At 38.8% G+C, this 15,556-nt stretch carries 14 protein-coding genes and 1 riboswitch; of the genes, 3 read left to right on the forward strand and 11 right to left on the reverse strand.

Going from position 1 to position 15,556, the window contains the following annotated elements:
• Positions 1-19: 19 nt before the first annotated feature.
• Positions 20-1,528: an alanine/glycine:cation symporter family protein gene (locus CRI88_RS08805; protein WP_036118756.1), complete on the reverse strand. Its 1,509-nt coding sequence runs from the start codon at positions 1,526-1,528 to the stop codon at positions 20-22.
• Between the two features lie 127 nt (positions 1,529-1,655).
• Positions 1,656-2,462 carry an alpha/beta hydrolase gene (locus CRI88_RS08810; RefSeq protein WP_036118754.1) on the reverse strand — a complete coding sequence of 269 codons (807 nt, stop codon included), beginning with the start codon at positions 2,460-2,462 and terminating at the stop codon, positions 1,656-1,658.
• Between the two features lie 134 nt (positions 2,463-2,596).
• On the opposite strand from CRI88_RS08810, the gene CRI88_RS08815 reads away from it, so the two are divergent.
• Positions 2,597-3,109: a gamma carbonic anhydrase gene (locus CRI88_RS08815; protein ID WP_036118752.1), complete on the forward strand. Its 513-nt coding sequence runs from the start codon at positions 2,597-2,599 to the stop codon at positions 3,107-3,109.
• Between the two features lie 177 nt (positions 3,110-3,286).
• Here CRI88_RS08815 and metK read toward each other — a convergent pair whose 3' ends face one another.
• Positions 3,287-4,483: a methionine adenosyltransferase gene (gene metK, locus CRI88_RS08820; RefSeq protein WP_058845047.1), complete on the reverse strand. Its 1,197-nt coding sequence runs from the start codon at positions 4,481-4,483 to the stop codon at positions 3,287-3,289.
• Between the two features lie 257 nt (positions 4,484-4,740).
• Positions 4,741-4,859, reverse strand: a riboswitch (SAM riboswitch).
• Between the two features lie 389 nt (positions 4,860-5,248).
• Between metK and pckA the strand changes: the two genes are divergently transcribed.
• The gene (gene pckA, locus CRI88_RS08825) at positions 5,249-6,835 is read left to right on the forward strand and encodes a phosphoenolpyruvate carboxykinase (ATP) (RefSeq protein ID WP_058845046.1); all 1,587 of its coding nucleotides are present in this window, start codon (positions 5,249-5,251) and stop codon (positions 6,833-6,835) included.
• A gap of 85 nt (positions 6,836-6,920) precedes the next feature.
• On the forward strand, positions 6,921-7,877 hold the full coding sequence (locus CRI88_RS08830) for an alpha/beta hydrolase (protein WP_058845045.1): 957 nt from the start codon (positions 6,921-6,923) through the stop codon (positions 7,875-7,877).
• Between the two features lie 97 nt (positions 7,878-7,974).
• Here CRI88_RS08830 and CRI88_RS08835 read toward each other — a convergent pair whose 3' ends face one another.
• The 8 genes from CRI88_RS08835 to CRI88_RS08870 all read right to left on the reverse strand — a co-directional run bounded on the left by CRI88_RS08835 (position 7,975) and on the right by CRI88_RS08870 (position 15,549).
• Entirely contained in the window at positions 7,975-8,751 is a 777-nt protein-coding gene (locus tag CRI88_RS08835) for an alpha/beta hydrolase family protein (RefSeq protein ID WP_036118745.1), read from the reverse strand.
• Positions 8,735-9,202, reverse strand: a complete 468-nt coding sequence (locus CRI88_RS08840) for an NUDIX domain-containing protein (RefSeq protein ID WP_036118781.1) — start codon at positions 9,200-9,202, stop codon at positions 8,735-8,737. Before CRI88_RS08840 ends, CRI88_RS08835 begins: the two co-directional genes overlap by 17 nt.
• Before the next feature lie 236 nt (positions 9,203-9,438).
• Positions 9,439-10,362: an aminopeptidase gene (locus CRI88_RS08845; protein WP_058845044.1), complete on the reverse strand. Its 924-nt coding sequence runs from the start codon at positions 10,360-10,362 to the stop codon at positions 9,439-9,441.
• Between the two features lie 11 nt (positions 10,363-10,373).
• Positions 10,374-11,135, reverse strand: a complete 762-nt coding sequence (locus CRI88_RS08850; protein WP_036118741.1) for an IclR family transcriptional regulator — start codon at positions 11,133-11,135, stop codon at positions 10,374-10,376.
• A 135-nt stretch (positions 11,136-11,270) separates the two neighbouring features.
• Positions 11,271-12,539 carry a M20 family metallopeptidase gene (locus CRI88_RS08855; RefSeq protein ID WP_058845043.1) on the reverse strand — a complete coding sequence of 423 codons (1,269 nt, stop codon included), beginning with the start codon at positions 12,537-12,539 and terminating at the stop codon, positions 11,271-11,273.
• Complete coding sequence (locus tag CRI88_RS08860; RefSeq protein WP_058845042.1) at positions 12,532-13,485, reverse strand: DUF1177 domain-containing protein; 954 nt, start codon at positions 13,483-13,485, stop codon at positions 12,532-12,534. The genes CRI88_RS08855 and CRI88_RS08860 overlap by 8 nt, the downstream gene beginning before the upstream one ends.
• A 50-nt stretch (positions 13,486-13,535) precedes the next feature.
• On the reverse strand, positions 13,536-14,543 hold the full coding sequence (locus tag CRI88_RS08865) for an ABC transporter ATP-binding protein (protein WP_101966544.1): 1,008 nt from the start codon (positions 14,541-14,543) through the stop codon (positions 13,536-13,538).
• Positions 14,527-15,549, reverse strand: coding sequence for an ABC transporter ATP-binding protein (locus CRI88_RS08870; protein ID WP_036118732.1), 1,023 nt, complete (start codon positions 15,547-15,549; stop codon positions 14,527-14,529). The genes CRI88_RS08865 and CRI88_RS08870 overlap by 17 nt, the downstream gene beginning before the upstream one ends.
• Positions 15,550-15,556 lie beyond the last annotated feature (7 nt).

The following is a 15,556-nucleotide window of genomic DNA, read 5'->3' on the forward strand; positions in this document are numbered from 1 at the left end:
AGATAGCCTTCGTCATTTACTATTTATTTTTACGTTGCTCATTATAATCAACCCAGAAATCTGCACCCTTAATGCCTAGTTTACGAGGATCAAAGACAGGGTCTTTCCCCTCTTTTTTCTGTTTCTCGTAATCTTTTAATGCTACGATAGCTGGTTTCATAATAATTAAAATAGCAAGAACGTTAATCCAAACCATTAGTCCAAGACCCACATCTCCCATTGCCCAAGCTAGGTCAGACGTACGGACTGTACCATAAAAGGCAGCAACTAAAATGGCAATTTTCGCAATCCAAATGAAAATCTTCTCCGTGCTACCTCTGAATAAATAGGCGACATTCGTTTCAGCAATATAGTAATAGGCCATAATTGTTGTAAAGGCAAAGAAGAATAACGCGATTGCTACGAATGGAGCTCCAAAACCAGGTAATGATGAATCAACTGCATATTGTGTATAAGCAGCACCTGCTTCAATACTTTTCGCAAATGTCATTTGCTCATCGCCTGCTAATCCGCCACTATTGAATTCCCCAATATGGATAAATGGATCTGCTCCTTCAGCGGCCTTTTCATCATGTACATTGTACATACCTGTAAATAAAATCATAAATGCAGTAGCAGAACAAATTAATAATGTATCAATGTACACAGACGCCGCTTGTACTATCCCTTGTTTAGCAGGATGTGATACTTCCGCAGCAGCAGCAGGGTGCGCCCCTGTTCCTTGACCAGCTTCATTGGAATAGATGCCACGCTTCACTCCCCAAGCTATCGCAGAACCAATGATACCACCAAAAATCTCTTGTGCACCAAAGGCACTTGAGAAAATTAAAGCAAAGACTGCAGGTACCTCAGAAATATTCATAGCAATAATGATAATAGCCATAATAATGTATGCTAATGCCATGAACGGTACAATGATTTGGGCAGCATTCGCGATAGATTTAACTCCCCCAATAATAATAGCACCTAACAACACTACAATAATCAGTCCTGTAATCCATGTATCCAGACCAAAAGCGTTTTCAACAGCTCCTGCAATGGCGTTAGACTGCACACCTGGCATTAAAATTAGCATTGCAATCAACGCAGCTACAGCAAAAATAACTGCAAACCATTTTTGACCCATTCCCTTTTCTATGTAAAAGGCTGGTCCACCACGATATTCCGTATCTTTTTCTTCTTTATAGATTTGTGCTAATGTTGACTCTACATATGCGGTAGCCGCACCAATGAAAGCGATTGCCCACATCCAAAAGACAGCACCAGGTCCCCCCATCCCAATTGCAGTTGCAGTACCAGCAATATTACCAGTACCTACACGGCCTGATAATGCAATCGACATTGCTTGGAAAGATGAAATCCCCTTTTCCGATTTCTCCCCTTTAAACATTAAAACAAACATGTCTTTAATGTGTCTAACTTGTAGAAATCTTGTGATGATTGAGAAAAAAAGTCCAATCAATAAAATACCATAAATAAACCACGGACCCCATAAAATGCCATTCAACTTACCAACGATTACCTCCATTATACCCCTCCAATTTGAAAATACCATACTTTAAGTCATTATAGTATTACACTTTTCTGAAAATTACAATATTATATTTAAGTAACAATATTTAAGTAAGTCTTCTAGTAAATGGAAGGGATAAAACCTATTTAATGATATAACCGATTCTTCGAAGAGCATTATTAATAAAATCACGAATATACATAAAAATCTCTTCTCGTTCTACTTCGTGAAATAAATTGTGATAGCAATTTGCCCATTCTTTAAATTGAAACTCTGTAAACTCTTGTTGATGGAGCCAGTTTCGAGTTTGCCGTGTTTCCGTAATTTTATCTTTCTCAGCTGTCATAATGAGCATAGGCATATTCGGAAATTCACCTTTTGGAAGCATCACTAAATTTTTCATCATCTGCTGAAGCTCTCGATACCATTTCACTGAAACGACTGACATGAATGGTACCTCATCTTTCATTTCGTCCCTACCTTCAACATTGCGTGTAAGGTTCTCATATGAAATATTGTGAGTCATTTTAACATTTGCAGTCAATGCACTTAGACTCGTTAAAGCATTTGATAATTTACCTGGTAAAAGCTTTAATTGCAGCCACGGTGATGTCAAAATAATCCCTGCACATTCATATTGCTTCTTTTGCATTGTGTGAAGAACTAACGTTGCTCCAAGCCCATGTCCTATTACAAAAGTTGGTAAATTATATGAAAAAGCATTCTCAATCAGATTTCTTGTATATTTATTGTACAATTTGAAGTCCTCATCATGGACACGAGCAAACCTTGCATTCACGCCATGATTAGGTAAATCTCCCATGACTATGTGGAAGCCTTCCAATCTTAATTTCTCTATCAGCCATGCATACCATCGGTGATTTTCATATGCACCATGAACTATAGCAATCACAGCCTTTGCTTGTCCTTCAGCTTCCCATTTCCACATTCACATAGTCCTCCTAAAAAATAATTACACATTGATTATATCGAAATAAATAGCTCATTTTAATTTTATATTTCCATAAAGTTGCGTATTTGATACGATAATACTACATTATAGAAAGAATTGAGGCGATTTTCATGATTTATCCATTTAAAGATAAAATGCCAAAGATCGATCCATCTGTCTTCATTGCTGATTACGCAACTGTTACGGGCGACGTAACAATTGGTGCTGAAACAACCATTTGGTTTAATACGGTCATTCGTGGTGATGTTTCCCCAACCATTATTGGGAAACGTGTCAGTATCCAAGATCTTTGTTGCTTACATCAAAGCCCAAAATTTCCGCTAATTATTGAAGATGAGGTAACAGTTGGACACCAAGTCACTTTACATAGCTGTACAATTCGCAAAAATGCTTTAATTGGTATGGGCTCCATTATATTAGACGGGGCAGAGATTGGAGAGGGTGCATTTATTGGGGCAGGAAGCCTAGTACCTCCTGGTAAAGTCATTCCTCCGAATAGTTTAGCATTAGGTCGTCCGGCAAAAGTAGTCCGTGAATTAAATGCAGAAGATAAAGAGGATATGGAACGTATCGTGCGCGAATATGCAGAAAAAGGACAATATTATAAATCCCTTCAGAAGTAAACAATATACACAAAAATTCAATATTAACGAAAAAAATACCTCGCATTTCCGTGTAACCAAAATGTTCACGGATCGTAGCGAGGGATTTTTTGTAAAACAAAGGGGACAATATTGCCCCTTTCCTTTTTAATACATTAGAATAATTTTCTAATGTCTTCATTACTTTAGCTCAATAGTTTATAGATGTGCCTTTTCTCGTAGAGCATCTGCTTTATCGATTTGTTCCCATGGTACATTTAAATCTGTACGACCAAAATGACCATAAGCTGCCGTTTGTTTATAAATCGGACGACGTAAATCTAGCATTTTAATAATACCTGCTGGACGTAAATCAAATAGCTCACGTACCCACTCTACGATTGCGCTTTCTTTCACTTTACCTGTACCAAATGTGTCAACCGCAATGGAAACTGGTTGAGCCACACCAATCGCATAGGCAAGTTGTACCTCAGCGCGTTCTGCCAAGCCAGCTGCTACAATGTTTTTTGCTACATAACGTGCCGCATAAGCCGCTGAACGGTCTACCTTTGTTGCATCCTTACCAGAGAATGCGCCACCACCGTGACGTGCATAACCACCGTATGTATCAACAATGATTTTACGTCCTGTTAAACCAGCGTCCCCTTTAGGTCCACCGATAACAAAACGGCCAGTCGGGTTAATAAAGTATTTCGTGTTTGCATCTAATAATTCACTTGGCACAACGGGTGCAATAACAAATTCTTTCAGATCAGCTTGAATTTGTTCAAGTGTTGCTTCTTCATCATGTTGTGTTGAAATAACAATTGTATCCACTCGCACAGGTACATTATTGTCATCATATTCAATCGTTACTTGTGTTTTTCCATCAGGACGTAAATACGCTAATTCACCTGATTTACGAACTTCTGTTAATCGGCGTGCTAATTTATGTGCTAAGCTGATTGGCAATGGCATTAGTTCAGGTGTTTCATTACATGCATAACCAAACATTAGACCTTGGTCACCAGCACCAATTGCTTCAATATCAGCATCTGTCATAGAGCCTTCACGAGCCTCTAAAGCTTGGTCAACACCTTGTGCAATATCAGGCGATTGTTCGCCAATAGCTACAAGCACCGCTAGATTTTCAGCATCAAAGCCATATTTACCACGTGTATAGCCAATTTCTGCTACAGTATCACGAACGATACCTTTAATATCAACGTAAGTAGAAGTAGTTATTTCTCCTGCTACTAATACTAATCCTGTTGTGACAGTTGTTTCACACGCTACACGTGCATTTGGATCTTCTGCTAAAATAGCATCTAAAATGGCATCCGAGATTTGGTCACAAATCTTATCTGGATGTCCTTCTGTTACACTCTCTGATGTAAACAGTCGACGGTTTGTCATTTGGTTTTCCTCCTATTACTCTTACAAAAAGTAGTTGTGTATGAATACGGTACTCATTACCCATGTCAAGTCCGCTCCTAAGGATTGAACTCTCAAGCCGTTACTGCTGCTTTTAACACGAGGATTTCGAAAGATCTGTCATTATAATAAGGAAAGAACTACATATACTTACCTTTACATTCTTTTTTAGCAATAAAAAAATCCTTTACTCACGTTACTGCACATGAGGAAAGGAATAATGACTTCGTAACCTTTCACTCTTATCGTTCAAGGGATGTTCCCTTGCATCAGGTTGGCACCAACGCATGATGTGAAATAAAACATGCAGGTTGCCGGGTTTCACAGGGCCTGACCCTCCACCAGCTCGGGATAAGAGTATCCGTTCAATTTCATGTTACTGAAAAGGTTGAACGTTGTCAAATATTTTCTTATGTATTACTGTATAGAAAGGAAGGAACTGATTACACAAAAACTTTTCATACTTGGATGATGATGTAAATAGAAGCAAATTAATCCCTACAACATACCTAGCTACTTGTGGTAACATATGTGTGGCTCAATTTTTGCGCCTAATTACAGTAGGATTGATCGGATTCTACTCGAAAAACATTATTTTTTGTCAGTTTATTGAAAAGTGATAAAAACTCTAAAATAATTTCTTAATTAGTATAGATTATTTAAGCAATTGTGTTATACTATTTTTGAAATTAAGAAAAAATCCCTCTAAATCAAGGGAATACTATAAAAAAGGATGGTATTTAATCGATGAATTCAGTAGAAATTGCAAACGAACTGAAGGAATTATTAAACGGCGGTAACATTAATGTTCAACTTTCAGTACCACAATTAGCAGAAAAAGCTACATCTCGTGGTGAAGCAATGTTAACAGTAGATGGCGCAGTTCGTGCAGAAACTGGCAAATACACTGGTCGTTCACCTAAAGATAAATATACGGTAGAAGAAGAAAGCACAAAAGATCAAATTGACTGGGGTAAAGTCAACCAACCGATTTCTTCTGAAGTGTTCGATAACTTATATGTAAAAGTAATAAAATATTTAAAAGAACGTGACGAGTTATTCGTATTTAAAGGCTTCGCAGGTGCTGACAAAGATTCACAATTAAGCATCCAAGTAATTAATGAATACGCTTGGCACAACCTTTTTGCTCATCAATTATTTATCCGTCCAACTGAAGAAGAATTAACTTCTCATGTTGCAGACTTCACTGTCATCTCTGCTCCTAACTTTAAAGCAGACCCTGCAGTTGATGGTACTGCTTCTGAAACTTTCATCATTGTATCACTTGAAAAGAAAATGATCTTAATCGGTGGTACTGAATATGCTGGTGAAATGAAAAAATCTATTTTTGGTATCATGAACTACTTATTACCACAGCAAGGTATCCTTTCAATGCACTGTTCAGCAAACGTTGGTGAAGCTGGCGATGTGGCATTATTCTTCGGTCTATCTGGTACTGGTAAAACGACATTATCCGCTGATCCAGATCGTAAGCTAATTGGTGACGATGAACACGGCTGGTCTGATAATGGTGTATTCAACATTGAGGGTGGCTGCTATGCAAAAACAATCAACCTTTCTGCTGAGAAAGAACCAGAAATCTACAATGCAATCCGCTTCGGTTCTGTTTTAGAAAACGTAGCTGTTGATCCAGAAACTCGTATTTGTGACTATGATGATGGTTCATTAACAGAAAATACACGTGTAGCTTATCCAATCCAATACATCGAAAATATTGTTGATCCTTCTGTTGCAGGTCATCCAAAAACAATCATCTTCCTAACAGCTGATGCGTTTGGCGTATTACCTCCAATCAGTAAATTAACAAAAGAGCAAGCAATGTACCACTTCCTAAGCGGTTTCACTTCTAAGCTTGCTGGAACTGAACGCGGTGTAACAGAGCCAGAACCAGTATTCTCTACTTGCTTCGGTTCTCCATTCCTTCCACTTCCAGCAACAGTGTACGCAGAAATGTTAGGTCAAAAAATTGACGAGCATGGTGCACAAGTATTCCTAGTGAACACTGGTTGGACTGGTGGCGAATATGGTACAGGTAGCCGTATGAAGCTGTCTTACACACGCACAATGGTACGTGCAGCAATCGACGGAAAATTAACAAATGTTGAAACGACACAAGATGCTGTCTTCGGTTTACACATTCCAACAGCAGTTGAAGGTGTACCGTCAGAAGTGTTAAATCCTCGTGAAGCATGGGCAGATAAAGCTGCATATGATGCGAAAGCTGCTGAACTTGCAGGCTTATTCAACGAAAACTTCAAGAAATTCTCAAACGTTTCTGATGCCATTACTACACTTGGTGGCCCATTAAAATAACGACTAGACACAAGAATCAAAGGGAACGAATTCATTCGTTCTCTTTTTCTTTACCTTGAAGGTAGCTAGTATTAGGGAGATACATATGACAAAAAAATATAAAATACTATTTTCTATTCTTATAATGTTGTTAGCTTTATTTGTTGGCGCTGGTTTTTTTGCAGGAAATTACTTTTATAATCTGGCATTAAATCCTGACACTGATAAAACAGCAGTGCTAGATGCACCTCATAATGTAATAGCTGTCAATCCTCTGGAAGTTAAAGAGAAAGAAACAACTGAGCAATGGTTTCATAAGCAATATGAAGATGCTTCGCTTCAATCCTATGATTCGCTAAAGCTCCATGCTTACTCCATCCAAAATGATCACCCCACTGACAAATGGGCTATCATCTTTCATGGCTATTCAAGCGAAGGCGCACAAATGACAAAGTATGCTAAACATTTTTATGATATGGGCTATCATGTACTTATTCCAGATGCGAGAGGCCATGGTAAAAGTGAAGGAGATTATATTGGCATGGGCTGGCATGATCGTTTTGATGTTGTTTCATGGGTCAATCACATTGTCAGCTTAAATGAGAGCGCTGAAATTGTTCTTTATGGTGTTTCGATGGGTGGAGCCACTGTCATGATGGCTTCAGGAGAGAATTTACCAACAAACGTTAAAGCAATCATTGAGGATTGTGGCTATTCTTCAGTATGGGATGAATTTTCCTATCAGTTGAAAGCAATCTTTCACTTACCTGCATTTCCAATCATGCATTTCTCTTCTGTAGTGTCGAAACTAAAAGCAGGCTATACATTAGGTGAAGCGAGTGCAGTTGAACAAGTGGCAAAATCGAAGACACCCATGTTGTTTATTCATGGAGACAACGATACGTTCGTTCCATCTACCATGTTGAATGAAGTATATGAAGCGGCAAATGTACCAAAGCAAAAGTTGATTGTTGAGGGAGCTGGGCATGGTGGCGCAGAAAGTGTTGCAAGCGAGCTTTACTGGGCTACCATACAACAATTTTTAGAAAGTAACATGAAATAATCATCACCCCTTTATTGCCCCCTACTCCTTAGCATAGCTATCTTGCCTGAAGTGGATAGCTATTCTAAGGAAGGGGGTATTTTTTTTCATCATTTATTTATTGCTGTTTCATCCATTCACAAAGGGCACGGACGGTTTCACGATTTTTTGCTGGTGGGTATTGATGTGCATGGTCTGGATCATACCAGGTTTCGTATGATTTATTCGCATCTTCTAAAAAAAAGGCTAGTTGTCTGGCATGTTCGATATCTACATTTTCATCACGATAGCCATGTATGATTAATACAGGCGCAGTGATCTGCTCTATCTCGAAAAGTGGGGTTCGCGCATCATATGCTTCTGGTACACGATTCGGTGTTCCGCCAATTACACGCTTCATCATTCTGCGCATATCCGTACGTTCCCAATAAGTGGCTGTTGCGTCCGAAACACCTGCCCATGTGACGACCGAGGTAATATCCTTTCTTAAAATGGCTGTCCAAAGAGCCATAATTCCCCCACGAGAAAAACCAAAAACATGTATATTGTCATTACAATATTGCTTGAGAACATCTACGGCATAAACAGCATCATAACGGTCTGCTCCTGCAAACTCATCACGGCCTTCTCCACCACGATTTCCACGATAGTATGGGGCAAAAACGATAAAGCCCTGTGCAGCAAATTGGGCAATACGTGAAGGTCTTACCATCCCAATGCTTTGCATGCCCCCTCTTAAATATAAAAAACCATCATATGTACCTTCTGCCTTTGGCTCTGCTAATAATCCTTTTATACGTAAGCCCTGTGATAGATAGGTTATTTCTGTTAGTCGTATGGCTGGATTCGGTGAGGGATAGGCACGTTTTTCCACAATTTCACCATTGTATGTCACGGTCTTTCAACTCCTCCAGCATTTTCTTCATACCCTCATCCTTCATATGAAAGCTTAAATTAGGATGATGAGCAAATTCTTCATCCGTTAGCCAAAGCATACCCGATGTTTCTAAATCAAATTCAATGTCCTCCTGCGTTAAAAATTGTGCAGTAAAAACAGATTTACAAAACACAATGGCATCATGAACGGCATATTCTGCGAACCATTGGAGATTTTTCACACGGACACCCGTCTCTTCGAAAACTTCCCGAATAGCCGCCTCCTCTAAAGTTTCACCTTGCTCTAATTTGCCCCCTGGCACCTCTACACCACGTCGTTTATGAATAGTACATAGCCATTTATTTTCATGCTTTAACAAAACAAGGACGTGCTTTGGCTCGACTTCAAATTCCCCTCTTGAAAAACTCAAATCTACTTGTAGACCATGTAAATCTGTAAATGTTAGCATATTTTCAACCTCACGTTCTTTCTTGATGACCAATAGAAGCTATACCTATTCTTTGCTCCTATTTTATGGACAGGATCTAATGTTGGTTCCTAGTTTAACGGAATGCTAGATGCAAAATGTTTCCTTTCCTCTAGCTTATCTATGTTAACTATAGTGTAATCCTACAAAGACAAGCAACTGTAAGCTATAGTGAGGTAAAGCAAAAAAGCGTGCTTCATATGAAGACACGCTTTTCCTTAGATGACTTGCTGACCATCGAAATAGACAGTCGGGTTTTTCACAACGCAATCAATATGGACATCAGCCATATTTGCTCCACCGAATGGCTTATTACTACCAAATGCAATATGGATTGTCCCATACACCTTCTCATCCTCTAGTACATTACCACATAGGATGGCACTTTTATTCGCTCCGATGCCAAACTCTGCAATGATTCTACCATTTCCTTCACCAAGTAAAGCAAGTAATTGAGGACCATCAGGACCGATTGCCTCCTCTAAACGACCATTCGTGATTTTTAATAATAATGGCTCCTTTAAAACACCTATATTAGCAATCGAACCATCCACTAAAATCTCTCCATTCGCAGATGTTTCTAGTGGTGCAATATAAGATTCTCCAGAAGGGATATTCCCATGCTCTCCAGCTTGGCGTATAACGCCTGTAGAACGAATTCCCAAACGATTTTCTACACTAAATGTTAATGTATGCCCGTCTTTGTCAATGCGAATATTTTTTGCTGCATCAAGTAAATGAACATATTTTCCTACCATATCTTCTATTTCCTGTGCATCTGCATGTAGCGCACCTTGCTCTAGCATATCCATTGTAACACCTGGCATTGTCGCCACTCGGCCACCCTGTTCACAGGCGTTTTTACGAGCAGCTGTATGTGTTAATGAGTGCGAGGTAATACAAAGCGTGACATCGACATTCGTCATCAGCGTCGAAACAGCTTGGATTGGCTCCTGTCCAGATTTATCTAATAGCGGCATTACCATTAACATTGTCTTCGCTGTAATAGATTGCCCAGCTTTATAAAAGATTTGCGCAATATCTTGCTTATGAATATCTGTTAAGATTAACAGTGTTTCAGATGATTGAACATTTAGATTACCTTTTAGTATAGTAAGTGCAATATCATGTAAATGTTGCATAATAAAACTCCTTAATTAAAATTCAAATGATATCTACGAATAATTCCTTCTATTTCATTTCTCGCCTCTTTTAATGGTTCTAAAACTTCTGGAACACGTTGTTCCGTAAAACGATAGATTGGTCCAGAAACAGTAATGGAGGCTACGACCTGATCTTCACTATTGAATATGGGCATGGCAAGTGCCAGTACATCAACAGAATATTCACTGTTACTGAGTGCATAACCACACGCACGAATTTTTTCCAGCTCTGCTCGTATTTCATTAGCATCTGTCATCGTATTATTCGTATAGGCTGTTAAAGGCTCGTCAATCACCTTGGCAATTTGCTCTTCATTTAGAAAAGCAAGCATCGAACGATAGGATGCCCCTACATAAAGTGGGGATCTACTTCCTCTTGAAACGGTGAATTTCACCTTATTAACAGGTTCGGCTTTTAGTAATGTTAACGCTTCCAGTCCATTCAGTACAGTAAAAATAGCTGTTTCGCCTGTGACATCTTTTAATTTCTCAAGAACCGGCATACATAGCTGATCTATGTTTAATGAATCATACATATTCATACCAATCTCCCATAAAGCAATACCGAGTGAGTATTTTTTTGTTACAGGATCTTTTGTAATAAACCCATTATTTTCAAAGGTTTCAAGAATGCGATATAAATTTGTATGATTCATATTCATCGCCATTGCTAACTCTCTTCCACCCCATATGGGCTTTTCTTTTGTAAACATTTTTAAAACCGCAATTGATAAATTTAACGTCTTTAGCATATCTCTCATCCTTTTGATCTATTTATCTGTACAAACGGCTGCAAATCTTTCTCTTAAAGGGGGAAATAAGCGACAGATTTAGCAGCCGTCAGCACCTGATATCACTTTATCAAAAGTAAGAGAGTAGCTAATCTCTTACTTTTGATATAGGAAATCAACAGCAGCAGTAATATATACTTTTGCACAGCGTACGATATCCTCAACACGCACTTTTTCATTGTAACCATGAATACTTGGTAAATAGGCTGGGCCGTACTGCAATACAGGAATATTATATTGTCTGAAATGTCGAGCATCACTACTTGCCCATTGCATAACGCCATATGCCTCTTGCCCTGTTACAAATGAAATATTTTCCACAATGGATTGGCATACAGGATTTTCGGCAGGCGTATAATTTGCTACACTTTTGAAGCCAAAACGTTTGATTGAATAATCAATAGCCAAACCATCTAGTTTATGTTTCAAAATTTCTGTTACTTCTTCTTGTGTAATACCGAATGGTAAGCGACAATCGACCTGAACCTTGCAATAATCTGGGATTACGTTGGACTTCGTACCTCCCTCAATTGTACCAATATTTACAGTAATTTTCTCTAAAACTTCTTGATATTTCAAACGATCTTTTTCCACCTCTCGCATGTATTTTTTAGATACCTCGATAAGTGGCAGTACCTCTTCTGGGATCGTAATTTCCAAATCCCATAGTGTACGAATCTCTTGAATAGCTCGAATGGCATCGACAATAGCATTTCTCCCAGCTAAAGGTGATAGGCTTCCATGTCCAGGTTCCCCACGAACCTCTAATTCAAACCAATAAGAACCCTTTTGCCCAATGGTTGGATTTAGCGGTGAAGAAGGCTCAGCGATTAAGCAACCATCTCCTTGCACAAAACCTCGCTCTAACAACCACGGAACACCAAATTCGCCGCCTGTTTCTTCATCTGGCACAATCGCCAATGTTAGTTTCCCTGGTAATTCAATATTCAATTTCTTTAGTAGCTTTGTTGCAAAAATAATACCAGCTAAACCAGCTTTCATATCACTTGCACCACGGCCCAGCATCCAGCCATCCTTCACCTCCCCTGAAAATGGATTGAATTCCCACTTTGATAAATCACCAACAGGAACAACATCTGTATGACCACAATAAATGAGTTCCTTGCCCTCACCACTCCCAATAGAAGCTACTAAATTAAACATTTTATCTGCAGCTTCGTATTTTTGATAAGTAATGCCAACATCCTGTAAATAGTTTTCGATAAAAGCTGTTATTTCAGTCGTATCTCCTGGAGGATTGACACTAGGAATTTGAATGAGTTTCGAACAAAATGCAATCAGTTCATCTTGATGCTTTTCAACTTCCTCTAATAATTGCGCTTTGAGTGCTTGTAAATCATTCATGTGTATATACCTCTTTTCCTTTCGTTTGTAGATGATGCATGCTTCCATATAAATTTTTCATATGTGTAAACTGCTTTTCGTCAAAGAAGGAACATTTATGAGCTCCATACGTTTTTGCTACTTCTAACACAAATCGAACTACATTTTCTACATCTGTTACATGTGTGGCGCCTGTTGCACAGCCTGCCACGACAGATTCTGTTGTGATAGCCACACCTACAACAGGGCTTGTTGTTGCCACAGCTGGTTGTAAAATACTATTAATATGGAATAAACCATTGCCATATGGTGTAATGTCTTGCATGGTAATCGGTAGTACAACTGGAGAAATTCCTGCTGCTTGTGTGTAAACATGCAATAAATCATCACTGATTTTTAATATGTAACCTTCTTTGACTGTTGGCGTAATGGCAAACCCTTTATGGTTACATACTTGATTGCCTTTCGTTGTATCGATTGATAGAATGGCATCCATTGTTTCATCCACTTCATTTTCGTTCATGACACTAATATCCACTGGAGAGTTCATAAATGGCACTGGCTCATGTGGCAAAGTGGGTGCTGTTGGACAAATATGCGTTGAGAAAATAACATCTCCTTCTAACTGATCACCCTTTAACGCCATATCAATGGCTTTGGCTGCACCTGCCATACATGCTAGTGCTCCATCTCCATCTGATACAAAGCCTGTCATTTCAGGACGTGCTCCAATACCACCGAGACGACCAATAATGCCTAACGTCGGTGCCTGACCACCAGAGGATTTTCCTTGCTTTCCTTTCACTAGTACACGCACAAAATCCGTTGAGCCACTTTCACCTTTAATCGTTTTGATCTTCACATCTGCTGTTGGATCAATGCTGTGTAAATAGGCTTTAATCGTTTCTCCGTTAACATGGAAATTATCCATTACCTCGTATAATTCAATAACATGCTTCAATGACATAATCAGTCCGCTCCTTTTTACTTCTATAATTTATTCAATTACTTTCTGCTCTAAGTCGTCGACACTTCTTGCTGTATCGACGAAAATAAATGACAAGAAACTTGATGTGTAGCTGTCACAGTATCGAGTGTCGGTTGGACGTCTGCACATTTGTCTGTAGCAAAACGACAACGCTTGTGGAATGCACAGCCACTCGGTGGATTTACTGGACTGGGAACATCTCCAGATAAAATAATACGGTCCTTTTTATCAAAGGGATTTTCCTTAGGAATTGCCGATAATAAGGCTTGTGTGTAGGGATGTTGAGGGTTCTCATAAATTTCCTTATATGTCCCGATTTCCACAATTTTACCCAAGTACATGACGGCAATCCGATCACACATATAATTCACAACATTTAAATCATGTGAAATAAAAATATATGTTAAACCGAAGTCTCTCTGTAAGTCTTTTAATAGATTGATTACCTGTGCTTGTACAGAAACATCTAATGCTGAAACAGGTTCATCGCATACAACAATATCTGGATTAAGCGCAAGGGCACGAGCAATATTGATACGTTGTCTTTGTCCCCCAGAAAATTCATGTGGATGGCGCTTTGCATGATAAGCACTTAATCCTACTGTTTCAAGTAATTCAATAACACGCTTTTTACGTGATGCTTCATCACCAATATCATGGATGACTAATGGCTCGGCAATGAGATATTCAATCGTTTTTCGAGGATCGAGTGATGCATATGGATTTTGGAAAACCATTTGTATCGACTTTCGAGCAGAGCGAATATCCTTTGTATTTAAGCTTGCTAAATCCGTACCCTTAAACTCTACGATTCCCTCTGTTGGAGAAATCAGCTGGTTGATTAAACGAGCAACCGTCGATTTCCCACAACCTGATTCACCTACAATCCCAAGTGTTTCGCCCTTATATAATTCAAAACTGACGCCATCTACTGCTTTCACAAATTGTGTTGATTTTTTAAAAGGGATTGAACTTTTAATGGGAAAATGCTTTTTTAAATTACTTACCTTTAAAACAAGTTCATTGTGCTGTTGCATTAAAAATTCCCTCCTTCCTTGCGACAATTTGATTTTTCGCTTGTAAATGGCAGGCTACAAAATGGTTGTCCTGCACTTCCACTAAGTCGGGTACTGTATGACGACAAATATCTGTTGCTAAAGGGCAACGTGATGAAAAGTGACAGCCGCTATGTGGCATTGTTAAATCCGGTGGACTACCTGGAATGGCTGGCAATCTTTGTTGCTCCTGTGTGCCCATTGTAATTTGAGACTCTAATAATCCCCACGTATAAGGATGTAAAGGTTTTTCATAGAGCTGTCTTGTTGTAGTCGACTCAACTGTTCGACCTGCATACATAACATTTACTTTGTCACATAACTCCCAAACCACACCTAAATCGTGTGTAATCATAATGATGGCTGTATCATGGTCTTGTTGTAATTTTTTCATTAAATCAAGAATTTGAGCTTGTACAGTTACATCCAGTGCAGTTGTTGGCTCATCAGCAATGAGTAGTTTCGGGTTACAAGCAAGAGCAATAGCAATCATGACACGCTGACGCATGCCTCCTGAAAATTCGTGAGGATACATTTTTAATCGTTTCTCTGGCTCGGGAATACCAACCATTTTTAACATATCGACAGCTTTGATAGCGGCATCTTTCTTCGAGATCTTTTCATGTGCTTGGATGACTTCAATAATTTGATTGCCCACTGTTAATACAGGATTCAAACTTGTAATAGGATCTTGGAAAATCATTGAAATATCATTACCTCGCACATTGCGCATTTCTTTTTCAGAAATGCCAATTAAATCACGACCATTAAAGTCAATTTTTCCATTCGTTATTTTTCCTGGCGGAGATGGAATTAAACGCATGAGAGCAGTGGCTGTAACACTTTTTCCCGACCCTGATTCTCCAACAATCCCTAGTGTTTCCTTCTTATTTAATTGTAAATTTACTCCATTGACAGCTTTCATTGTAGAGCCGCCACTTTTAAATTCTACTGTTAAATTTTCTACATCTAGTAAACGTTCAGTCATGACTCCA

The sequence above is a fragment of the Lysinibacillus fusiformis genome, from assembly GCF_002845985.1.
In the GTDB taxonomy this organism is placed as follows: Bacteria; Bacillota; Bacilli; order Bacillales_A; family Planococcaceae; genus Lysinibacillus; species Lysinibacillus fusiformis_D.